This is a genomic window from Sphingomonas sp. (assembly GCF_036388435.1).
Classification (GTDB): Bacteria; Pseudomonadota; Alphaproteobacteria; order Sphingomonadales; family Sphingomonadaceae; genus Sphingomonas.
This window is the reverse complement of the sequence record NZ_DASVRV010000009.1, coordinates 1-21,950: the sequence shown is the minus strand read 5'-3', so window position 1 is coordinate 21,950 and position 21,950 is coordinate 1. Positions and strand designations below refer to the sequence as shown.

At 70.8% G+C, this 21,950-nt stretch carries 22 protein-coding genes and 1 tRNA gene; 6 read left to right on the top strand and 17 right to left on the bottom strand.

Annotated elements, in window-relative coordinates; genetic code table 11:
* Positions 1-22: 22 nt before the first annotated feature.
* From pcaD to pobA, 7 genes are read right to left on the bottom strand one after another with little or no spacing between them, the layout of a single operon-like run.
* Positions 23-1,201: a 3-oxoadipate enol-lactonase gene (gene pcaD / locus VF592_RS02220; protein WP_331003967.1), complete on the bottom strand. Its 1,179-nt coding sequence runs from the start codon at positions 1,199-1,201 to the stop codon at positions 23-25.
* Complete coding sequence (locus VF592_RS02215) at positions 1,201-2,349, bottom strand: lyase family protein (RefSeq protein WP_331003966.1); 1,149 nt, start codon at positions 2,347-2,349, stop codon at positions 1,201-1,203. Before VF592_RS02215 ends, pcaD begins: the two co-directional genes overlap by 1 nt.
* Positions 2,346-3,044: a protocatechuate 3,4-dioxygenase subunit alpha gene (gene pcaG / locus VF592_RS02210; RefSeq protein ID WP_331003965.1), complete on the bottom strand. Its 699-nt coding sequence runs from the start codon at positions 3,042-3,044 to the stop codon at positions 2,346-2,348. Before pcaG ends, VF592_RS02215 begins: the two co-directional genes overlap by 4 nt.
* Positions 3,034-3,750 carry a protocatechuate 3,4-dioxygenase subunit beta gene (gene pcaH / locus VF592_RS02205; protein WP_331003964.1) on the bottom strand — a complete coding sequence of 239 codons (717 nt, stop codon included), beginning with the start codon at positions 3,748-3,750 and terminating at the stop codon, positions 3,034-3,036. The genes pcaG and pcaH overlap by 11 nt, the downstream gene beginning before the upstream one ends.
* Positions 3,747-4,400, bottom strand: coding sequence for a 3-oxoacid CoA-transferase subunit B (locus VF592_RS02200; protein WP_331003963.1), 654 nt, complete (start codon positions 4,398-4,400; stop codon positions 3,747-3,749). Before VF592_RS02200 ends, pcaH begins: the two co-directional genes overlap by 4 nt.
* On the bottom strand, positions 4,400-5,110 hold the full coding sequence (locus tag VF592_RS02195; protein ID WP_331003962.1) for a CoA transferase subunit A: 711 nt from the start codon (positions 5,108-5,110) through the stop codon (positions 4,400-4,402). Before VF592_RS02195 ends, VF592_RS02200 begins: the two co-directional genes overlap by 1 nt.
* A gap of 2 nt (positions 5,111-5,112) precedes the next feature.
* Positions 5,113-6,285 carry a 4-hydroxybenzoate 3-monooxygenase gene (pobA, locus tag VF592_RS02190; RefSeq protein ID WP_331004043.1) on the bottom strand — a complete coding sequence of 391 codons (1,173 nt, stop codon included), beginning with the start codon at positions 6,283-6,285 and terminating at the stop codon, positions 5,113-5,115.
* A gap of 141 nt (positions 6,286-6,426) precedes the next feature.
* Between pobA and VF592_RS02185 the strand changes: the two genes are divergently transcribed.
* Both VF592_RS02185 and VF592_RS02180 read left to right on the top strand, forming a co-directional pair.
* Positions 6,427-7,296: a helix-turn-helix domain-containing protein gene (locus VF592_RS02185; protein ID WP_331003961.1), complete on the top strand. Its 870-nt coding sequence runs from the start codon at positions 6,427-6,429 to the stop codon at positions 7,294-7,296.
* Positions 7,297-7,419: 123 nt separating this feature from the next.
* Positions 7,420-7,788 carry a response regulator gene (locus tag VF592_RS02180; RefSeq protein WP_331003960.1) on the top strand — a complete coding sequence of 123 codons (369 nt, stop codon included), beginning with the start codon at positions 7,420-7,422 and terminating at the stop codon, positions 7,786-7,788.
* Positions 7,789-8,085: 297 nt separating this feature from the next.
* On the opposite strand, the gene VF592_RS02175 is transcribed toward VF592_RS02180, so the two are convergent.
* The 3 genes from VF592_RS02175 to VF592_RS02165 form a co-directional block, all read right to left on the bottom strand.
* Entirely contained in the window at positions 8,086-8,808 is a 723-nt protein-coding gene (locus VF592_RS02175; protein WP_331003959.1) for an IS6 family transposase, read from the bottom strand.
* A 9-nt stretch (positions 8,809-8,817) separates the two neighbouring features.
* Positions 8,818-9,516 (bottom strand): ParB/Srx family N-terminal domain-containing protein, encoded by a 699-nt coding sequence (locus VF592_RS02170; RefSeq protein WP_331003958.1) that lies wholly within the window; start codon positions 9,514-9,516, stop codon positions 8,818-8,820.
* Positions 9,517-10,100: 584 nt separating this feature from the next.
* Positions 10,101-10,193: transfer RNA gene (locus VF592_RS02165), tRNA-Ser, on the bottom strand.
* Between the two features lie 157 nt (positions 10,194-10,350).
* On the opposite strand from VF592_RS02165, the gene VF592_RS02160 reads away from it, so the two are divergent.
* The gene (locus VF592_RS02160; RefSeq protein ID WP_331003957.1) at positions 10,351-11,076 is read left to right on the top strand and encodes a DUF1134 domain-containing protein; all 726 of its coding nucleotides are present in this window, start codon (positions 10,351-10,353) and stop codon (positions 11,074-11,076) included.
* A 141-nt stretch (positions 11,077-11,217) separates the two neighbouring features.
* Here the strand turns inward: VF592_RS02160 and pyrC are convergent, their stop codons facing one another.
* The gene (gene pyrC / locus VF592_RS02155; protein WP_331003956.1) at positions 11,218-12,243 is read right to left on the bottom strand and encodes a dihydroorotase; all 1,026 of its coding nucleotides are present in this window, start codon (positions 12,241-12,243) and stop codon (positions 11,218-11,220) included.
* A 74-nt stretch (positions 12,244-12,317) separates the two neighbouring features.
* Here pyrC and VF592_RS02150 point away from each other — a divergent pair, with 74 nt between their 5' ends.
* From VF592_RS02150 to VF592_RS02140, 3 genes are all read left to right on the top strand, one after another.
* A complete protein-coding gene (locus VF592_RS02150) occupies positions 12,318-13,052 on the top strand; it encodes a folate-binding protein (protein ID WP_331003955.1) in 735 nt (244 codons plus the stop codon).
* Between the two features lie 228 nt (positions 13,053-13,280).
* Entirely contained in the window at positions 13,281-13,439 is a 159-nt protein-coding gene (locus VF592_RS02145; RefSeq protein WP_331003954.1) for a hypothetical protein, read from the top strand.
* Between the two features lie 9 nt (positions 13,440-13,448).
* Entirely contained in the window at positions 13,449-13,916 is a 468-nt protein-coding gene (locus VF592_RS02140; RefSeq protein ID WP_331003953.1) for a nitrilase-related carbon-nitrogen hydrolase, read from the top strand.
* Between the two features lie 408 nt (positions 13,917-14,324).
* Here the strand turns inward: VF592_RS02140 and VF592_RS02135 are convergent, their stop codons facing one another.
* From VF592_RS02135 to VF592_RS02110, 6 genes are all read right to left on the bottom strand, one after another.
* Positions 14,325-15,467 (bottom strand): OmpA family protein, encoded by a 1,143-nt coding sequence (locus tag VF592_RS02135; protein ID WP_331003952.1) that lies wholly within the window; start codon positions 15,465-15,467, stop codon positions 14,325-14,327.
* Between the two features lie 136 nt (positions 15,468-15,603).
* Positions 15,604-16,107: a DUF2793 domain-containing protein gene (locus tag VF592_RS02130; protein WP_331003951.1), complete on the bottom strand. Its 504-nt coding sequence runs from the start codon at positions 16,105-16,107 to the stop codon at positions 15,604-15,606.
* Between the two features lie 10 nt (positions 16,108-16,117).
* Entirely contained in the window at positions 16,118-18,271 is a 2,154-nt protein-coding gene (locus VF592_RS02125) for a phage tail protein (protein ID WP_331003950.1), read from the bottom strand.
* A gap of 3 nt (positions 18,272-18,274) precedes the next feature.
* The gene (locus tag VF592_RS02120; RefSeq protein ID WP_331003949.1) at positions 18,275-18,670 is read right to left on the bottom strand and encodes a peptidoglycan endopeptidase; all 396 of its coding nucleotides are present in this window, start codon (positions 18,668-18,670) and stop codon (positions 18,275-18,277) included.
* A complete protein-coding gene (locus VF592_RS02115; protein ID WP_331003948.1) occupies positions 18,667-19,476 on the bottom strand; it encodes a DUF2163 domain-containing protein in 810 nt (269 codons plus the stop codon). The genes VF592_RS02120 and VF592_RS02115 overlap by 4 nt, the downstream gene beginning before the upstream one ends.
* A 178-nt stretch (positions 19,477-19,654) precedes the next feature.
* The gene (locus tag VF592_RS02110; protein ID WP_331003947.1) at positions 19,655-21,913 is read right to left on the bottom strand and encodes a DUF2460 domain-containing protein; all 2,259 of its coding nucleotides are present in this window, start codon (positions 21,911-21,913) and stop codon (positions 19,655-19,657) included.
* Between the last annotated feature and the right edge of the window lie 37 nt (positions 21,914-21,950).

The following is a 21,950-nucleotide window of genomic DNA, read 5'->3' as shown; positions in this document are numbered from 1 at the left end:
CGGCCCGAATGGCTCCCCGCCTTTAGTCGTCCCGCTCCAGCTCGTCGATGATCCGCCCCGCCTCGGCGAAGGCGGTGTTGGCGGCGGGGACGCCCGCATAGATGGCGGTCTGCATCAGCACCTCCTTCAGCTCGCCTTGGGTGAAGCCGCGGCGCGTCAGCCCGGCGCGGACGTGGAGCGCGAACTCCTCCCACCGGCCCAGGCTGGCGGTGATGGCCAGCACCAGCAGCCGCCGGGTGCGATCGTCCAGGCCCGGGCGGCCCCATATCTCCTGCCAGGCGATGCGGGTGATCATCGCCTGGAAATCGGCGTTGAAGGGCGTGCGGTTCGCCAGCGACTTGTCGACCCAGGCGTCGCCCAGGACGCGGCGGCGGTTGCGCAGCCCGGCCTCGAACAGCGCGTCGCCGGCCTCGCGCGCGTCGTCCGGCAGCAGGAACCGGCGGATCGCGGCCGCGAGCTCGGCCGGCGCCTCGACCGGCGCCAGATGCGCGGCGGCGAGGTGGACGGTCCGCGCGCCGGGCACGGCGGCGGCGATCCGATCGCCATGCCCCTGAAACGGCGTGGAGAGATCGCGGTCGCCGGCGACGACCAGCGTCGGCACCCGCAGCGACAAAAGGCGGTCGAGGATCGCCATGTGGCGGATCGCGGCGCCCGCGCCCGCATAACCGTCCGCGTTCATCGCGATCAGCCCGGCCCGGATGCTCGCCGCGATCGCGGGCTGGGCGGCGACGAAGTCGGGGGAAAGGAAGCGCCCCATGGCCAGATCGGCGATCGCGGCGGTGCCGCCCGCGCGCACGGCCGCGATGCGATCGCGCCACGCGGCGGGATCGAGCGCCGCCGAGGTGCAGACCGGGATCAACGCCGAGACGCGGTCGGGCCGGTCGAGCGCAAGCTGCATCGCGATCATCCCGCCCAGCGACACGCCCGCGACCGCCGCCTGAGGAATGCCGGCGGCGTCCATCACCGCCGCGACATCGGCGGCGAGGGTCGGGAGATCATAGTCACCGCCCGGCACGTCCGACGCCCCGTGCCCGCGCGTGTCGATGCGCAGCAACCGGAAGGCGGGGAGCAGGTGCGGCACCGCCCGGTCCCACAGCGCCATGTCGGTGCCGATCGAGTTGAGCAGCACCAGGACAGGCCGGTCGGCTTCCCCCTCCAGCTTCCAGTAGAGGCGGACATCGCCGCTCGACGCGAAAGGCATCAGTCTTTTCCCATATGGACGGCGAGCAGCGCGGCGGTCAGCGCGGCGCTTTCGCCGATATCGTCGCCGACACCCGCCGCATCGAGATTGCGGGCGATCGCGGCCTCGTCCACCTCAAGCCCCTCGGCCACGATCGCCATCGCGGCGGCGCTGCCCCCGGCGAGCAGGAACAGATCGGCGAGCACGGGTCCCTCGGCCTGCCAGCCGCCGAGCCCGCGTTCCTCCTCCTGCGCCATTCCACCGATGACCGATGCCGCGAGCCCGGGCGCACGCGCGGCGGCGGACAGCGCGACCTGACAGCCGGTCGGGTTGCGCTTGTGCGCCATCGCCGACGAGCCCCCGCGTCCGGCGACGACCGGCTCGCGCGCCTCGCCCACCGCGTTCTGCGCCAACAGCGACACGTCGCGCGCCATCTTGGCGAGCGCGCCGACCAGGATCGCGACGGCGCCGGCGATGCCCGCCACCCCGCCGCGCCGCGCATGCCAGGGCTCGGCGGGCGCGAGATCGAGCAGGGCCGCCATCCGTGCCGCCACCGCCGCGCCCCGGCCGTCCAGCCCGGCGCGCGTTCCCGCCGCGCCCCCGAACTGGAGCCGGGCATGGGCCCCCACCTCGCGCTCGACGCGCGCCGCCGGCTCGACGATCCCCGCGCGCCAATGGGCGATGCGCAGCCCGAAGCCGATCGGCAGCGCGTCCTGGAGCAGGGTGCGGCCGATGGCGGGCATCGCCGCATGACGCTCGGCAAGCGCGGTCAACCCGGCGTCGATCCGCGCGAGGTCGCCCGCCAGCGACGCGGCGGCGCGGCGCAGCTGCATCGCCATGATCGTGTCGGCAAGGTCCTGGCTGGTCGCGCCGCGATGGACCAGCGCCGCCGCATCCCCGCCGACCGCGGCGCGCAGCCGGGCGACCAGCGGGATGGCGAGCGTCCCCGCGAGCGCGGCGTCGTCGGCCAGTGCCGCCGGATCGATGGCGATCGTCTCGCACGCCCGCGCGATCGCCTCGGCCGACGCTCCGTCGATCAGCCCCTCCGCCGCCTCAGCGCGCGCGAGCGCGGTCTCGAAGGCCAGCGCATGGGCGATCGTCGCGGCATCGTCGAACAGCGCGAGCATGGCGGGCGTCGCGACCGGGCGGGTCCGCAGCAGGTCGGTCACAGGTCGAAGAAGACCGTTTCGTTCTCGCCCTGCAGGTGGATATCGAACCACCAGCGGCCGTCACGGCGATGGGCGATCAGCGTATCGCGGCGTTCCGGGGGGATCAGCGCGAGCACGGGATCGCTGTCGTTCCCCTCCCCATCGCCGAAATACAATCGTGTCGCCAAACGCTTGAGTATTCCGCGCCCCATCACCGACACGGCGATGTGCGGCGCCTGAAACGTGTCGCCCGGCCCCGGCACCCGGCCCGGCCGGATCGTGCGGAAGCGGTACACGCCATCGGCATCGACCGAGGCGCGGCCGAAGCCCACGAAATGCGGATCGATGGCGACATCGGCGCGTATGTCGTCGGCGCTGGCATAACGCCCGGCGGCGTTGGCCTGCCAGATCTCGATCATGGCATCGACGATCGGCTCGCCCGCCGCATCATAGACATGGCCCGCGATCTCGATCACCTCGCCGGTCGGCGTCCCCGAGGGCGCAGACAGGTTGAGCAGGTAATGCTCCTCGCCGAACAGGTCGGGGCGCGCGCCCATGTCGGACTTGCCGACCAGGTCCGCCCCGCCCTTCCAGGGCAGGCCGTAATGGAAGAAGGGGCCGACCGTCTGCGAGGGCGTCTGGCCGAACAGCGCGGGGTCCTGATTGTCCTGGCGGGGGGCCGACTCCCGCTGCTCCAGCGCGACCTCAACGGTCATGGTCGCCCGCCTCGAACGGGGTCTGGTCCCGGCCCTTGAGCACAATGTCGAACAGATAGCCCAGCGCCCAGGCGGGCTGGGTCGAGCGGATGTCGAAACGGCCGACCAGGCGCTGGCGATAGGGCATGGGCACCGCATTGGCGATCGGATCGATCTCGATCAGCGGGTCGTCGGGAAAATACATCTGCGTCACCAGCCGCGTCGCGAAGGCGGGGCCGAGCAGCGACAGATGAATATGGGCGGGCCGCCACGCATTATGGTGATTGCCCCAGGGATAGGCGCCCGGTCGCACGGTGACGAAGCGATATCGTCCGTCGTCATCGGTGACGACATTACCCGCCCCGGTGAAATTGGGGTCGAGCGGCGCGTTCCACGTATCGGCCGAGTGGATATAGCGTCCGGCGGCATTGGCCTGCCATATCTCGATCACGGTGCGCGGCACGGGGCGGCGATGTTCGTCGAGCACGCGGCCGGTGACAATGATGCGCTGACCCTGCGGCGCGGCGCGGTGCTGCGCGGTCAGGTCGATCGCGGACGGGCCGACCATCAGCCGGTCCCAATCGGCCGGGCCGGTCGTCTCGGTCAGCGTGGCGGGGATGCAGACCAGCGGCTGGCGCGGACTGCGCGCCACGGTGGACCGATAATCGGGAAAATGCGCGGGCGGCGCCCCCGCATCCTCGCGCGCATAGCCCCGGACCCCGGTCACGCGACCGCCATCCGCCCGGTATCGATCGGCGCGGCGGTCTTGGCGACCACCTCCTCGACCGTCACGCCGGGCGCAAGTTCGAGCAGGGTGAGCCCGCCCGCCTTTTTGTCGCAGGCGAGCACGCACAGGTCGGTGATGATCAGGTCGACCACCGCCTTGCCGGTCAACGGCAGGGTGCATTCGGTCAGGATCTTGGGCTCGCCCGCCTTGTTGGCATGGTCCATGACGACGACCACGCGCTTGACCCCGGCGACCAGGTCCATCGCGCCGCCCATGCCCTTCACCATCTTGCCCGGAATCGTCCAGTTGGCGATGTCCCCCGCCGCCGACACCTCCATCGCGCCGAGCACGGTCAGGTCGATATGCCCGCCCCGGATCATCGCGAAACTGTCCGCCGAGGAGAAGAAGCTCGATGTAGGCAGCGCGGTGATCGTCTGCTTGCCCGCATTGATGAGGTCGGGATCGGCCTCGTCCGCATAGGGAAAGGGCCCCATGCCGAGCATCCCGTTCTCCGACTGGAGCGTCACGTCGACGCCGTCGGGGATATGGTTGGCGACGAGCGTCGGGATGCCGATGCCCAGATTGACGTAGAAGCCGTCCTCCAGCTCGCGCGCGGCGCGCGCCGCCATTTGGTCGCGGGTCCAGCCCATCAGTTCTTCTCCCTTTCGCGGACGGTCAGCTTCTCGATCCGCTTCTCGTTGACCGTGCTCAACACGACGCGGTCGATATAGATGCCGGGCACATGGATGCAGTCGGGGTCGAAAGCCCCCGCCTCGACGATCTCCTCGACCTCGACGACGGTCAGCCTGGCCGCGGTCGCCATGTTGGGGTTGAAGTTGCGCGCGGTCTTGCGGAACATCAGATTGCCCGCCGGGTCCGCGCGCCACGCCTTGATGATCGCGACATCGGCACGCAGCCAGGTCTCGCGCACATATTCCTCGCCGTCGAAGGTCTCGACGGGCTTGCCCTCGGCGACGACCGTGCCGACCCCGGTCTTGGTGTAGAAGGCGGGAATGCCCGCGCCCCCCGCGCGGATACGCTCGGCCAGCGTCCCCTGGGGGGTGAGTTCGAGTTGGAGCTCGCCGCCCAGATATTGCTGCTCGAACAACTTGTTCTCGCCCACATAGCTGGAGATCATCTTGGCGATCTGGCGGCTTTCCAGCAGCATCCACAGCCCGAAGCCGTCGGCGCCCGCATTGTTCGAGATCACCGTCAGGTCGCGCACGCCCGACGCGCGCACCTCCGGGATCAGGCTTTCGGGATTGCCCGACAGGCCGAAGCCGCCCGACATGATCGTCATGCCGTCGAACAGGGCGCCGTCGAGCGCGGCGGCCGGTGTCGGATAGATCTTGCTCTTCATCGTCACTCCATCGGTAGGCCGACATAATTCTCGGCCAGCATCGCCTGGGCGGCGCGCGAGCCCTTCAGATAGTCCAGCTCGGCCATCTGTATCCGGCGCGAGAAGCCGTCCGTTTCCGGAAAACGGTGGGTCAGCGCGGTGAACCACCAGCTGAACCGCTCCGCCTTCCATATCCGGGCCAGCGCGCGCGCCGAATAGCCGTCGATACCCGTCATGCTGCCCGTCCCGTAGCGGTGGAGCAAGGCCTCCGCCAGCATCGCGACGTCCGAGAGCGCCAGGTTCATGCCCTTGGCGCCGGTCGGCGGCACGATATGCGCGGCATCGCCGGCGAGGAGCAGGCGGCCGTGGCGCATCGGCTCGCCGACGAAGCTGCGCAGCGGGGCGATCGATTTCTCGAAGGCGGGGCCGCGCACCACGCGTTCGCCCGCCTCGGGGCCGAGGCGCAGACACAATTCATCCCAGAAGCGATCGTCGGGCCAGGCGGCGATGTCCTCGTCGAGCGCGCATTGGATGTAATAGCGGCTGCGCGTCGGCGACCGCATCGACGCCAGCGCGAAGCCGTGATCATGGCCGGCATAGATGAGTTCGTGATCCGCCGGCGGCACATCGGCCAGGATGCCCAGCCAGCCGAACGGGTAGACCCGTTCATACGTGCGCAGCACCGAGGCGGGGATGCTCGCGCGGCTGACGCCGTGAAACCCGTCGCAACCGATGATGAAGTCGCAGTCGAGCGCGGCGGCCGTGCCGTCCCTGGTCCACGATACCGACGGATGCTCGCCCTCGATGTCGTGGAGCGCGACCTCGGCGGCGTTCCATTCGATGGGGAGGCCGCGCGCCTCGGCGGCGTCGAACAGGTCGGCCATGACCTGCTGCTGACCATAGACGGTGACGCTGCGCCCGGTCAGCGCGGTCAGGTCGACGTGAAAGGTCTCGCCCCCCTGCGAGAGCTTGATGCCTCCATGGACCAGCCCCTCGCGTTTGAGCCGCGCGTCGACCCCGAGGCGCGCGAGCAGTTCGACGCTGCCCTGTTCGAGCACCCCCGCGCGCACCCGCCCCTCGACATAGGCACGGTCGCGACGTTCCAGCACGACGACGTCGACGTCGTGCGCGTGCAGCAGGAGCGCGAGGCACATGCCGGCGGGTCCCGCTCCGACGATGGCGATTTGCGTGCGCAGCTTCGGGCTCCTTTCACGATCGCGTGCGCCCGATCGGACGCTGCGGCCTGAGCCTCTCGTCGGTGCCCGTCGCAAGGGGAATGGACAGGGCGGTGGAAAAGTTGGACGATCCGTCGCGCTTCCTTCTGCCGGACCCCGATCATGGCGACCGCGATCCCTGCCTTTTACCTTTATGGCGAGCCCCACCGCGCGGTGACCGACGCGTTCGTGCACCTGGAAGCGCTGGACGATCGGTCGCGCCCCGGCGAATGGACGATCCGCCCGCACCTCCACACCGATCTCAACCACCTGTTCCATTTGAGCGAGGGCGGCGGGTGGCTGCGCGCGGAGGACCGGCGGCTGTCCTTTGCGGCGCCCTGCCTGTTGCTGGTTCCCGCGGGGATCGTCCACGGGTTCGACTGGACGGCCGAGTCGCGCGGGTCGGTGCTGACGCTGGCGACCTCGCACCTCGGCTCGCTGGCGCGGATCGACCCCGATCTGGGAGCGCTGTTCGACGCGGCGACGACGGTCGCGCTCGCCCCCGACGAAGCGGCGCAGGCCGAGGCGGGGCTGGCCCGGCTGCGACAGGAACTGGCCTGGGTCGCGCGGGCGCATCGCGGCGCCGTCGACGCGGCGCTGCTGGGCCTGCTCGTCCTCGCCGCGCGCGGACGGGGCGAGGACGGGGACGGTGCCCTGCCGAGCCGCGACGCGGCGCTGGTGGCGCGGTTCCGCGCGCGGATCGAGCAGGGATTTCGCCGGCGCGAGTCGATCGCGGTCCATGCGCGCGCGCTGGGGGTCGGGGTCACCCGGCTGCGCGCGGCCTGCGCGGCGGTGGCGCGGCAGCCCCCCGCCGACATGATCGACGCGCGCGTCATGCTGGAGGCCAAGCGCGCGCTGCTCTATTCGAACCTGCGCACCGCCGAGATCGCCTATGCGCTGGGCTTTCGCGATCCGGCCTATTTCTCGCGCTTCTTCACCCGCCACGCCGGGCGCTCGCCCCGCGCCTTTCGGGCGAGCGCGGGAGCGGACTGACGCGCATGGATCGCCCCCTGAAGAATATCCGGTCGGCGGTGGTGGGCGACCGGGTCGTGTCCTAATCCTCGGTCCCGACGTGCACCCCGTCGTCGCCGCGCTGCCATCCCCGTGTCGAAGACCATGGCTGAGCGCATTCTCGACAACCGCCGCATCCTGCTCGCCGAGGACGAATACATGCTGGCCGACGACCTGCGCCAGGAACTGGAGGACGCGGGCGCGACCGTTTTGGGCCCGGTGCCCGACCTAGGAGCGGCACCGAAGCTGCTCGGCGCGGAGACGGTGGACGGCGCGGTGCTCGACATCGATCTGAGCAGCGAGACGAGCTACCCCGTCGCCGACGCGCTTCTGCGGCGGAGCATCCCTCTCGTGTTCACCACGGGCTATGACGCGGCAGCGTTGCCGGAACAATATCGCGGTGTCGTGCGGTACGAGAAGCCGGTGCGGGTGGGCGATGTCTGCGGGGGATTGGAGCGAGTGATCGCGCGTTGAGGCAGAAGCGCAGGCCGCGCATTCGTCCACCAGACCGGCCCGATCCGCGATGACCGCCCGGCGCAGATCCGACTCCAAGCGCGTCCGCGCAATCTCAAGCCCCATTGTGTCCCAACGGAAGCGGTGGACAAGGACGGATTACGACGGACGGAAACGGACGCTCACCGCACCTAAGCACCAGCTCTTCGGCCGTTTTCCGGCGATTCTGGAAGGCCCACAGAGGGCGGCACTGGCGGTGCTGTCAGTCTAATGCGAACTCGTCTCTCCACGATGCACCTCGGGCAGGTGGGGCGGGGCTTAGCTCGCGAGAACCTGCCACTCCGCCAGTGCGGCGGAGCGTCGTTCCTTGTAGGTCTGTCGGTCGACGAGATGGCGTTCGAGGCTGAAGTGGTTGTGGAGGTTGGCGTGGACGGAGGCGAACTTCTGGAGTGAGCTCATCTGCCTGAACCTGGTCATCGCCCGCTCTCGTCGTCGGAAGGGCAGGTGGGAGTTCTCGACCCGATTGTTGGCCCAGCGACCGACCTCCTGCTTCTCGCGGCTCCCGAGCTCGCTCATCGCCGCGCCATAGCTGCGCAGCCCGTCGGTGGTGATCCGCTCGGGCGAGCCGTGGCGCTTCAGCGCCTTCTTCATGAACGCGAGCGCGGCGCCCTTGTCCCTGGTGCGGGTCACATAGCTTTCGAGGATTTCGCCCTCTTGGTCGACGGCTCGCCACAGGTACACCATTTCGCCGTTCAGCTTCACGTACATCTCGTCGAGGTGCCATCGCCAGTGCCGGAACCCGCGCATCCGGTTGACCCGCTGCCGGCGGATCTCGCCGGCAAACATCGGCCCGAACCTGTTCCACCACAGCCGCACCGTCTCATGGCAGATGTCGATCCCGCGTTCGAACAGCAGGTCTTCCACGTTCCTCAGCGACAGCGGGAACCGCACGTACATCAGCACCACCAGCCGGATCACCTCCGGCGACGAGTTGAAGCAGCGGAACGGACTTGGCGGCTTGGCTCTCGATCGGCGGGTCATACCCGCCGGCTAGCAGGGCCGAGGAGCGCTTGTCACGTTGGTCTGACAGCGCCCTTTCACGTTGTAAGGCGGATCGGTGAAGCAGCAGTCAACCTCGTCGGCGCCGAGCAGCCGCTCGTACGTGCCGGGCAGGAGACTGTCTCCGCAGATCAGCTGGTGCTCGCCCAGCGAATATAGGTCACCACGGCGGGCGACCGCGATTTCCGTCGGCGGCGGTTCGTCGTCGTCGAGATCGTCGTAGCGAGTGGCCGCGTGGTTGCCCGCGATCCGGTCCACCTCTCCAATGGTAAAGCCAGTCAGCGTCAGGTCGAGCGCGGGCGCGTCCGCCTTGATCTCTTCCAGCTCGATGCGGAGCGCGTCGACGTCGTAGTTTGCGACCGCCGGTAGCTTGTTAGCGGCTATCGCGTAGGCACGCAGTTCCGCGTCACTCAGGTGAGCGATGCGGATAGCTGGAACCGTCCTGAAGCCGAGCTTGCGCGCGATCTCGACGCGCAGGTGCCCGTCGACGATGACGTCCGCGCTGTTGATTGTGACTGGGTCAAGGATGCCGTACTCGCGGATACTGGCTTCCACGGTTCGGCGCTTGTGGCTTGGATGCGTGCGCACACGCCGCGCTGCTGGAGACAACTTGGCGAGCTCAACCTCCTCCCACTCGCACTGGGCTGAGGAACGGTTCGATCTGTTGGCCGGGAGCACTGACTTTCGCATTCACAAGACCTCCAATCACGGCGGCCACGTGAACACGAAGCAGCCTACCCGAAAACTAATGGCCTCTGCTTCTGATCGGGATCTAGGGTGTGCTGCGAACATCGTCAATACGCATTGCGCGACATGTCGGGTATTTACTTGTTATCTTGTATGAGGTTCAGTCACTTTACTTTCGTCGGTAGGCAGTCTTTGGCAGTTTACTTTCGCGGGGCAGATGCGCCCTGGCTGTGACCTTCATCTGCGCTCCAGAGGTAGTTACGGTGCCGGGACCGACGCGGTTCGCTGCCGAAACCTGGATCTTACGCTGCCGACCGACAAAGCGTAAGCTGCCACTAAGCCTCTGCTATGCCGACACTAATCTGCTCAGATAAGCGCCAAACAGCCCGCATTTTCGTAATTCTCGGCTTTGCAGCGTATGGCAGGGAAAACCGTACTGGCGCGGGTAGGCCCGGAGAACGAGGCGCGGGTCTTGAGGGTGACGCGTAGCTGAACCCCTCTCCGCACTCCGGTTCGGGGTGAGAAAGGCGCGGAACTGCGCGGAAAGCCGCGCAGTTGCGGGCCTTCCGCTATTTGCTGAGGCTGGTTGGCGGAGACGGAGGGATTCGAACCCTCGGTACGGGTTTACCCCGCACGGCGGTTTAGCAAACCGCTGGTTTCAGCCACTCACCCACGTCTCCAGGCACGGCAGGCGCCGGGCTATAGCCGGGGCGACCCGCGCGATCAACCGCCCGGCGTATATCCGAGCCCCGGACCGCATTCGTTCATTGCGCGGCAAGGCCGGCCTTGGTTAACGTCCTGCTCGGGCGGTTCAGGGGGTGGATGATGCGAAGCTGGATGATCAATTTGGGGATGGCCGCGCTCGCGCTGTCTGTGCCTGCCGCGGCACAGGTCCGCACGGTCGACCCCAACCAGCCCGTCGACGGCGATCTCGCGCCGCGCCCGCCCGCGCGCGACCCGGCGCCGCTCCGAAGCGTCCCCGACGAGCCGGTCGAGGCGGAAACGGCCGAGGTCGCTCCTGCGCCCGCATCCACCGCGCCCGCGCAGACGCTCGCGCCCGAGGCGGCGACGCGCGCGGCCGATACCTATCGACGCGAGGATCTGCTCGCCGCCGGCGAGGGTGTGTTCGGCAAGGGGGTCGCCGGGTTCGCCGGGGTGATCGAGCGCATCCTCAAGGACCAGGGCCAGCCCAACGCCTATATCGCGGGCCGCGAGGCGGCGGGGGCGTTCGTCGTCGGCGTGCGCTATGGCTCCGGCGTGATGACCCACAAGGTCGAGGGGCAGCGCCCCGTCTATTGGACCGGCCCGTCGATCGGGTTCGATTTCGGCGGCGACGCGGACAAGGTGTTCGTGCTCGTCTACAATCTCCACGACAGCCAGGAACTGTTCCGCCGCTTCCCCGCCGCCGAGGGACGGTTATATGCGGTGGGCGGGTTCGCCGCGAGCTATCTGCGGCGCGGCAATGTCGTGCTGATCCCGGTGCGCCTGGGCGTGGGTTGGCGCGCGGGGGTGAATGTCGGCTATATGCGCTTCAGCGAGAAGCAGAAATGGGTGCCGTTCTAAGGCGCAGCGCGGCTTGCGCCACAGTGGCGCGAAACTCGCGCAAGCCCGGCCGGCGCAGCGCGGCGGCGACCGACGACACGGTTTTTTGCCCGTGTCGGGCCAAAGCCCGGCCGACGTCGCGGCTTCGCCGCGATGCCCCTGCTACACCGCGAGCCGCCATTCCATCCGCTCCCCGGCATGGAAGGGCACGACCTCGCCGATCCGCGCCGGCACCACCGCCCCGCCCCGCACCAGGGTGACCGTCGCCTCGTTCACCGGCAACCCGTAAAACGCCGCCCCATTGACCGACGCGAACGCCTCCAGCCGGTCCAGCGCGCCTTCCTCGTCGAACACCGCCGCATAGCTTTCCAGCGCGAACGGCGCGTTGAACACCCCGGCGCACCCGCATCCCGATTGCTTGCGCCCGATCTCGTGCGGCGCGCTGTCGGTGCCCAGGAAGAAGCGGGGCGATCCGCCCGTGGCGGCCCGCCGCACCGCCAGCCGGTGCCGCTCGCGCTTGAGCACGGGCAGGCAATAGGCGTGCGGGCGCAGGCCTCCTTCGAACAAGGCGTTGCGGCTGAGGTGAAGATGCTGCGGCGTGATCGTCGCGGCCAGGGTGTCGCCATGGCCGGCCACGAACTCGGCCGCCTCGGCGGTGGTGATATGCTCCATCACCACGCGCAGCGCCGGAAAGTCGCGCAGCAAAGGCGTCAATACCCGCTCGATGAACACCGCCTCGCGGTCGAAGATGTCGACCGCCGGATCGGTCACCTCGCCATGCACCAGCAGCGGCATCCCCGCGCGCTCCATCGCCGCCAGCAAGCCGCGGATGTTGCGCACGTCCGTCACGCCATGCGCGGAATTGGTGGTCGCGCCCGCCGGATAAAGCTTGCACGCGGTGAATACGCCCTCCGCGTGCCCGCGCACGATCTCCCCCGTATCGGCGTCGTCGGTCAGGTAGCAGGTCATCAGCGGGGTGAAGTCCGCCCCCGCCGGCACCGCGTCCACGATCCGGGTCCGGTACGCCTTCGCCGCCGCCATGGTCGTGACGGGCGGGGTCAGGTTGGGCATCACGATCGCGCGCGCGAACGTCCGGGCGGTATGGGGCGCCACGGCCTTCAGCATCGCGTCGTCGCGCAGATGGACATGCCAGTCGTCGGGGCGGCGGATCGTCAGGCGGTCGGTCATGACCCCTCCCTAGCCGAGCGAGAGCGCGACCGCGACATTTGGGTTTCGCCCGCCCGCACCTTAGATTGGCAGCCATGATCGATCCCAGTCCCGGCATGCTCCCCGACCGCGCCGTGCTGCGGCTGAGCGGGGAAGACCTGCGCGGCTTTCTCCAGGGGCTCGTCACCAACGATCTGGGCCTGCTCGGCCACGAAGCCCCGCTCTGGTGCGGCCTGCTGAGCCCTCAGGGCAAGGCGCTGTTCGACTTCATCCTGTGGGACGATCGCGGCGACATCCTCGTCGATTGCGAGGACGCGCAGGCCGATGCGCTCGCCCGGCGGCTGAGCGCCTATCGCCTGCGCCGCGCGATCACGATCGGGCGCGACCCACTGAGCGTCCACTGGTCGCGACACGACAATGGCAGCCTGCACGACCCTCGCCTGGCGGAACTCGGCTTTCGCTGGCTGGCGCCCGCCGGCACTCCCGCGCGGGGCTGGCACGCGCACCGCCTGTCGCTCGGCGTGACCGAGGGCGTGGGCGAGCTCGGCTCGGGCGAGACGCTCTGGCTGGAATGCAACGCGCGCGAGCTGAACGGGGTCAGCTTCACCAAGGGCTGTTATGTCGGCCAGGAGAATACCGCGCGGATGCACCACCGCGCCAAGGTCAACCGCCGCCTCGTCGTCGCGCCGCTGGCCGATCCGGGGGACCGCACCCGCGCGCTTTATCCCGAGCTCGGCGTGATGGTCGAGCATCGTCGCGTCGAGTCGCTCGGCGACGCGCTGCGTCCGGCGTGGCTCGCAGCAGCGCTGAGCGCGGGCATGGCGGGCTGAGTCGCTGCGCGAAGCCCGTTCCTTGCGCGCCGCCGCGATCCACGATCCAGATGGCGTGCGTTCCAGGGGACGTGGACGGCAACCGCGAAAAGGCGGACGCGATGCTCGCCCGCGCCGCGGCGCAGGGGCCGAGCTCGCCCTGCTGCCCGAGCTGGCGTTGAACGGTTACGTGCTGAGCGCCGGCCTCTGGACGCAAGCCGAGCCGATCGGTGACCCCTCACCCGCTGGTTGTGCGATGCCGCGCGCCGCTATCGCCTGCATCTCGGCACGACGCTGATCGAGGCCGCGGGCGATCATCTCCCCAACAGCTTTCTGCTCGCCACGCCCGGGGGCGAGATCGCGGGCGTGGCCCGCAAATCGCGCCCGGCCTGGGTCGAAGCGCGCTGATATCGGGGCATGCGCGGCCCCCATGGGATCGACACCGCCATTGGCCGGATCGGCGTCGGCATCTGCTACGAGAACTATCTCGCCGGGCCGCTGCGGACGCTCGCGCAGGCGTCGCCAGCCTTGGTTCTGCAACCGACCGCCGCCGCCACCCCGCCCGCTGCCTGGCCGATCGGCGCGCACGGCGCGGCGGCGTTCGACGCGATGCTCGCGCGGTTGGCAGAAGATCATGCCCGCGCGCTCGACGTCCCCGTGGTGATGGCCAACATGTGTGGCGATCATGAAGTCGCGGGATTCGCGACACGCTTTCCCGGCCTGTCCTCGATCGTGAGCGGTGGGGGCGAGATCCAGGCCCGGCTCGGCGGGAAGGAGGGGGTGATCGCCGCCGATGTGACGCTTGGCGGCGAGCGAGCAGACCCGGGAGGCGTCGGACGCCTGCGCTACTGGACCGCGCCCATGCCTTGGTACGCGCCCGCCTGACCCGTCGCGCAACATCTGTGCGCTGTCGGCTACCGGTTCGACGGCGTGCGTCGTCGCTCGGCTCGGGTCGCGAGCGGGGCGGCAGCGCGCACCGGCTCGTCTATCCGTCCGCGGGAGTCCTGAACTCGTCGGACGATCGAGCGCGATTCACGCGACGGCGATCGCGTGTGCGGATGCGACCTGCTGAACGGCCGTCGACGACAGGCCGTGGGTTCCGGCCCGACCCCATATACCCCTGACCCACGTCGCGGTGAAGCCGCGCCGTCGACCGACAGATCCGGTTCGGCCGGACGGTCGTCGGCCGGTCGGGTGAGGAAGCAGTCGCATCGCGGCCGCTTCCTCACCCGACGAAAAAGGGAGGCCGGTTTCCCGACCTCCCCATTTCTCGTTGCACGTCGTGCGTCGGTCTTACTGACCCGCGCCCGGTCCGTACATGACTTCCACGCGACGGTTCTGCACTTCGCGCACACCATCGGCGGTGTCGACCCGCGGACGGCTCTCGCCGAACGCTTCGGTCGAGATCGAACCCTCGGGGATCGACCGCGAGGTCAGATAGCCACGGACCGCATCGGCGCGGCGCTGCGACAGACCGACATTGTACGATGCCGAACCCGACTTGTCGGCATGGCCGGCCAGCATGACCTGCGCGTTGCCGCAATTGGTGTACTGGGTGACCGCGTTGTCGAGGATCGACGACGCTTCCGGCGTGATGTCCGACTTGTCCCACTCGAAGAACACGATGAACGGTCCGGGCGAGCACTGAGGGACGGGCTCGGGCGGCGCCGGCGGGGGCGGAGGAGCCTCGACCGGGGGCGGCGGGGGCGGCGGCGGCGGGGGTGCCGGCGGCTCGCCGAAGTTGAAGGTCAGACCACCCAGGATCGAGTGCGACCGGAACCGCGTTTCGTTCTGGCTGCCGACCGAGTTGATGATCTTGACGTTGTCGGCGTTGAAGAAGCGGTACTTCAACGTCGCGTCCACCGTGTCGGTCAGCGGCGCGCGAATGCCCGCCAGACCCTGATAGGCGAACACCGTGTCCGAATCGTCGAGGAAATCGGCATTGGTGTTCAGCGCATAGCTGTCGGCCTTGACGCGCGCCACACCGACGCCGCCGCCGACAAAGCCCTGCAGCCCGTCATCCGGGCCGAAGTCGAGCAAGCCGTTGACCATGAAGCTGAGCGCGGTGGTGCGCCCGCCGCCATAGCTGAACTGGCCCGCGCCGATCGACGAATTGGCGCCGGTGCCGGTGACGACCGGGAGCCGCAACGTCGAGGTGAAGCCGTCGACGACCGCATTGCGGTAACCGACCTCGGTCTCCAGGCGGAAACCGCCAAAGTCGTAACCGATGACGGCGTCGACATCATACCCGTAATCGTGATCGACCGTCAGCGCGTCACCCGTGCGCACGCCGGCGGCGGTGGTCACGTCGTAATCGAGATCCTCGACGATCATCGCGCCGCCTTCGACGCCCACATACCACGCATTGTCGCGGGCGAGTGTGGGCGAGGCGAGCGCGGTGGAGGCGAGTGCCATTAGAACGGCAAGCTTCCGCATATAAAACCCCTTTCCAGATTGTCCCTACGGACAGAGCAAACCCACTACCGGACGGTTGGTTTCGACGCAAGGCGACAAAAGCCCGAACTGTTGCCCCGGGGCAACAGCCCGCCGGCGGCGCGACGTCGTCGCCGCCTCACCGCGCGATCAAGCCGTGCGCGCGCAACGCCCCGAGAACCCGGTCCAGCACGGCGCGTGCTTCCATATCGACCACCGTCCCGCCGCCGGTTCCGGCGATGGCGGGCTCCTGCGCGCCGAGCACCGCGACGCCGCCGACCAGCACCCGCTCGGCACGCACCTCACCCCTGACCCAGGCGCCGGCGACATATCGCGCATGAAGCTTTTCGGCAACGATCCAGACGCTTAGCCCCTCGAACGGCGCCACGAAGCGCCACCCGGCGGCCGTCCATCCGGCCACGGCCCCCGCGTGACCGATCCAGTCACCGACCGGCGCCGTTCCGACGATCCAGGCCTGGCCGATGGCGGGCGCGGCGGGCGGCGCGTTCGGGCCGACCGCCGTCACGGCGCTCCCGACCGCCAGGTCGAGCAGCGCCAGCGCTTCGTTATGCGTCAGTTCCTTTTGCGCCTGACCCGTCGCCAGCAACGGCAGCCCGAGTCGCGGGGTCCTGTCCTGCTCCATCCGTTCCTCCTCACCCATCCCGCTCCGGCACGACGATCATCGCCGCGGCTCCGAAGCCCCGATCGCCCAGCTGGCGCACCGTCACCGACACGGCCCCGTCCGCGCGCTCCGCCGAGTCGATCTCGATCACCGGTTCGTCGCGCGTCGCCGTGCGCACGCTTCCGTCCGCCCGCACGACCGTGATGTCCCAGTGCGCTCGTTCCTCGCCCAGCGGCACGTCGACGCCGTCGATCCAGCCCCATCCGGCCCGGCTCCGCCGGATCCAGTTCACCCGCGCCCCGCCGTCCGCCCTGAGCGTCGGCCGCAGCGGCACGGGCGCGAGCGGCAGCACCGATCGCCCGCTCACCGACGCTCGCGCCTCCACCGGTCCGCCCGCGTCGCCCACGCCCGACGCCAGCACCCGCACCTCGCGGCCGATCGCCTCGGCGGGCAGCTCCACCGTCCGGGCTGTTTCCGCCTCCAGCAACGCGAAGCGCGCGCCCATTTGCGCCGGTCCTGCACCCTCCGTCGCGAACCGACCGCGCCATAACCGCTCCAGCCGCCACCGCCCCGCGCCCAGCGGCGTCGCGCGCCCGAACTGCACCAATTCGTCGCCCAGCAACGCCAGGTTCGCGCCCGCGTCGAGCGCGGCGTCATCCGCATCGCCCAGCTCCATATGCGCCGCCAGCGCGACCACCACCGCCGACCGCCGGTCGACCAGCGTCGCCGGCGCGGTCACCGGCGGCACCTCGACCGTACCGATCACCGCCGGCGCCGCCGTCGCGCCCGCCGCGATCCAGCTCGCCCCGTTGTCGATCGAGTAAAGCAACGCCGCGCCGCGCCACCCCGCGGCGCCCGCCGCGACGATCGTCAGCCGCGGTCCCGCGCCCCGCTCCCCCTCCGCCGGCCGCTCGAACGCGTGGAGCGTCGTCGCGCCCGCCACCCGGTCGGGTGCCCCGAGCACCCGCCCCGCGCTCGCCGTGGCGGGCATCGTGCCCGGCTCGACCGCGACCAGCTCGACCGCCGTCGCCAGCCGCTCGCATTCGACCGACGCGACGCGCCACAACCCCGTCTCGCCCGCGATCCGCACCCCGTCGCCCGGCCGCACCGCCAGCCCCTCGGCGCCCAGCGACAGCGTCCGCCGCGCGCGACCGGCCTCGCCCCGCGCCAGCAGCGCCTCGGCCAGCGTCTTGGCCGCGTCCGCCCCCAGCGCCGCCGCCAGCTCGACCGCCTCGGTACGCCCGCCGCCGCCCGGCCGCGCGGCGCGCTGTACCCCGATCTGATGATCGCGCGCCGGATCATGATGCGCCACCGTCACCACCCGTGCCACGGTGTCGGCGGGGGCGAGCGTCCGCTTGCGCCGCGCCGCTCGGCTTTCCGCCGCCACGCCCGCATCGGCGAGTTCGACCACCCGCCCCGGCGCGTCGCGCAGCTCGACCCGCGACCCGCGCGTCGCGACGCTCGCCCCGCCCGCCCGCGCCAGCACCTCCAGCACCGCGCGCACGCTCCCGCCCGACGCGGCGAAGCCGTCCAGCGTCGCCCCCACCGCGCCGTCCACCTCCTCCGCCAGCGCTCGCGCGACCGCGTCGATCCGCACCGCGCCCGCATCCGCCACCACCTCGAAGGTCAGCGACGGGATGCGGTTGCCGTAATCCGCCAGCTCCAGCCCCTCGAACACGGCATAGGCGCAGCCCCGCGCCGCGGGCGTGCCGGCCCCTTCCGCGCTGGCGATCAAAGGATCGACCCCCTGGTCCTCGCCGCCCGGATGCACCCGGAACCCCGTGCGCACCTTCCAGTCGCCGGCGGCCCCGCGCAGCAGCTTGCCGTCCGCCCAGATGCGCCGCACCGCCAGGATCGGCCGGGCCGACAGCAGCACCGCGAAATTGGCCGAATAGCTGTACTCGGTCGTCGCCGCGCGTCCCTTGCCGCCGCCCGACCGCCCGCGCCGCTCGATCAGGTCGGTCGCCCAGAACACCGTCCCCGCCACGCGCATCGTCCCGAACAGCTTGGGGATCTGCGTGCCATAGGAGGATGTCTGGATCGCCAGCTCGGTCAGCCTCGGCCCCTCGCGCCGCTTGGGCGCGAAGATCCGCTGGTCGATCGCGCTCCCGATCACGCTGCCGATCGCCGCGCCGATCGGCCCGCCCACCGCGCCGCCCACCGCCGTCAGCACCACCGTCGCCATCGCTCAGCCCTCCAATCGCCACGCGCCCAGCAGCGGCCAGGGCGCCGCCCCCGGCCGCTCGACCACCCGCCCCAGTCCCGCATCGGCATGGACGATGCCGCGCCCCGTCCGCACCGCCAGGTGCAGCTGCCCCGGCCCCGCTTGGAGGAGCAGCAGGTCGCCCGGCGCCGCGCCGTCGCACGGCACCAGCCCCGCCCCGACCGCCCGGCGCACCGCCTCCGGGTCGCCCCCGCGCAGCCGATAGCCCGTCGGCACCGCGCGCTCATGCCCGCCCGCCGCCATCGCCAGCGCCGCCAGCCCCACGCAATCGAGCCCGGTCTCCGTGCACCGCCCATGCAGCCGGAACCGCGCGCCCACCGCCGCCAGCGCCGCGGCTTCGGCGCGCTCGGCCGCGCTCATGCGCCCGGATAGCGCGTCAGCAGGTCCATCCCCGGCAGGAACGGCTCCCCGCGGAAATTCACCGCATTGCCGAACCGCCCCGCGCACACCGCCAGGCTCTTCGCGCACCCCTCGACCAACTCGACCAGCGCCCCCGCCTCGACCGCGAAGGCCGGCGGCGCGCGCAGCCGCAGCGTCGCGCCCGCCGACCGCGCCACCCCCGCCTCCAGCCCCGCATTGGCGCCCCCGAACCAGCGCAGCCGCCCGCCGCCATAGGCGTCCGCCGCCGGCTCGGCGGCATCGACCGTCAGGGTCGGCCCCTCCGCCCCGACCACCCGCACGAAGCGCCGCCGCCCCGCCATCGGCACGCGGCACCGCCGGTCGCCCAGCTCGGCGCGGCATTCGGGGCTCGTCTCCTCCACCACCGCCCGGTCGAGCGCGGCGGTCGGCCCGCGCAGCTCGGCGGTGAAGCCGTCATCGCCCAGCTCGACCGCGCGGATCGTCCCCTCGCCCAGCGCAACGCGCCGCGCCGCGTCGGTCCAGTCGACCGCGAACAGCGCCACCCGCGCCCCGTCCCAGCGCCCCGCCAGCAGGTCCGCCTCCCCGATCGCCGCCGCGCTCAGCGCGCCCGCGACATCGCTCGTATCCGCGTCCAGCCCCGCCTCGCGCCGGATCGCCGAGGGCGTCATCCCCGGCGATGCCCGGTGCACCAGCCCGTCGACCAGCAGATCGCGGTCGTGCGACGTCAGCCCGATCGCCACCCCGTCCGTCCGCTCCACCCGCCAGCAGAACGCCAGCGTCGTCAGCTCCTCCCGCAACCAGTCCATATTAGCTCCCCTCCCTGGAACAGGGAGGGGCTGGGGGTGGGTGGCCGTGAAACCACCCGCACCACCCCCGCCGCATCTCCCGTTCAACACGCACCCCCGCCCACCGGAGCCAGGACGGCCTCGCCCCGTGACGTCGAACGGGTCGGCCAAGCCGCCCGCCGGCCGGGTCGGCGGCCCGCTACGCTTCCCTGATCTCGGTGAGCGGCACGCTCGCCGCCTCCCCCGCCAGGAACGTCGCCAAGCTCACCCGCAACCGATCCTCCGCGAAGCGCACGGGCACGTCGAACCGGAACCCGGCCCGCACCGCCACCCCCACGCCCGGAGCCTGGTCGAGGATTACGACACCGCCCGGCTCGACCGAAAAGCCCTGCGCCGCCGCGCCGCCCACGCGCACCGCGACGCTCCCCGCCACCGGCCGCGTGATCCGCCGCTCCTGCTCGCCATAGCGCCGGACCAGCGCGAAACGCAGCCGCACCCCGTCGCCGACCCCCAGCAGCTCGTCCGCTACCCCCCAGTCGAACGGATCGCGCAACCGGAATCCCCGCGCTGGCCCCAGCCGCGCCCGGAAGAAGGCGAGCAGCGTCGCGATGTCCGCCTCCGACCGTATTCCCGGTCCCACGTCATAGGTGGTGCGCGCCTCCGCCCAGGCGGCGTTGCGCGTCTCCGCGCCGCCAGCCCCCGTCAGCACGGCCGTCGAGAAGCCCGGCGCCACCTCGACCTCACGTCCCAGCGCCAGCGGGAATTGCACATCGTCGAACGCCTGCATCTCGTCCTCCCCATCCCATCTGACGAAGCCGTCGCGCGCCACCTGGGGCAGCGCCCAGACGAACGCCGCAGCGACGCCCCGCCTCCGCGCGGCCCCAAGCGAGGCTTCGATCGGCGCCCATTGTCCGCGATCCTCGGGCCGGAGCACGAAGCCCGACAGGTAATGCTGCTCAGCCACCGGATAGCCCAGCCGCGCCCCCGCCTCGGCCACGCCGGCGGCGGTCCGCGCGGCGTCGCCCGCCGTCACCCAGTCATAATCCTCCAGCTGGAGCACGTCGAAGGCCGGCCGCGCCCATCCCATCGGCAGGTTCGCGCGCCGTATCTCGGGCGCCTCCGGGTCGAGCACGCTCGGCAGATAGGCGAGCAACAGGCATTCGCACCCCGGCGCCGCGTCGCGCGCCGCCGCGACCAGCCCCGCGGTCGCGGCCGCCAGGCTCGCCCCCGCCCGGTCGAGCGTCGCGCGCCGCGCCGTCGACAGCGCGCCGCGCACGTTCGGCACCGCCACCGGCGCGAACGCCGCCACCGCCGCCGCGTCGTACAGGCACGGCCGCCCGTCTCCCGTCACCCACCACCAGGGCTCGCCGATCTGGAGCCGGGGCGCGATCCCCGCCGCTTCCCCGATCGCCAGGAACGCCCGCGCCACGCCGTGCAGATAGGCCATCGCTTGCGGATTGGCGGGCGACAGCAGGGTCGATGGCGGCACCCACCCCGTCAGCGCGGGCGAGCCGTCCGCCGCGCGCTGCTTCCACCCCTCGGGGCAATGCGCGTCGAACAGCTCGAAGCTCAGCGACCAGATCGGCTCGTACCCCAGCTCCCGCGCCCGCCCGGCGAAGTCGCGGTGCCACGCCGCGCACGCCACGTTCAGCGCGCCGCCCTCCAACGTCGCCATCCCGTCCGGCCCCAACCGGAAATAATGGCTCATGCCGACATAATGGATCAGGCTGCCCCGATAGCCCAGATGCAGCGCCTGGCGCAGCAGCCGCGCGGGCGTCAGATTATAGCTGTCGTCATAACCCCCCGCGATCCCGGCTCCATGCGGCGGCACCACGGCGTCGCCGATCGCGATCACCGATCCCGGCCCTTCGCAGGCGACCCCCGTCAGCTCGACCCACCCCTCCGCCGCCTGGGGCAGCGCCGCGTCGACCCCGTCATAGCCCGGCGGCACCATCGACACGAACATCCGGTCGACATCCCCCGCCCAGACCGGGTCCGCCTCTCCGGGCAGCACGAACCCGCCATCGACGCGCGCGAAGTCGATCGCGACGCTCGCATCCTCCGGCGTTCCGACCGCGTAATTCCACAACCGCACATACCAGGCGCGTGGATGCCCGTCCGCGTCGCGCCCCTCGATCGTCAAGGTCGGACCGTTGACCGCGTCGAGCGGCACCACGCCCCCCGACCGCCACCGGAACGACAGCCGGCACTCCCGAAAGTCCCGCGCCGTCTCATAAGCGAGCAGCGGATGGTCGTGCCGGTCCTCCGCCTCCCAGATCAGCCCCGCCAGGTCGTCCTCGCGGTAGAAGACGCAGTCCACCCGAAGCGCGTCCGGAGCGGTCGTCACCACGGACGCCATCATCGGTCGCGGGAAGTTGACGGTCCAGAAGCGCGGATCGAATCGCTTCACGAACCCGATTTGCTTCGCGCTGCCCGGCGGCGCCAGCCAGTAGCCCATGTCGATTTCCTTTCGGCGCGGCTGCGGTGCGCGCTAT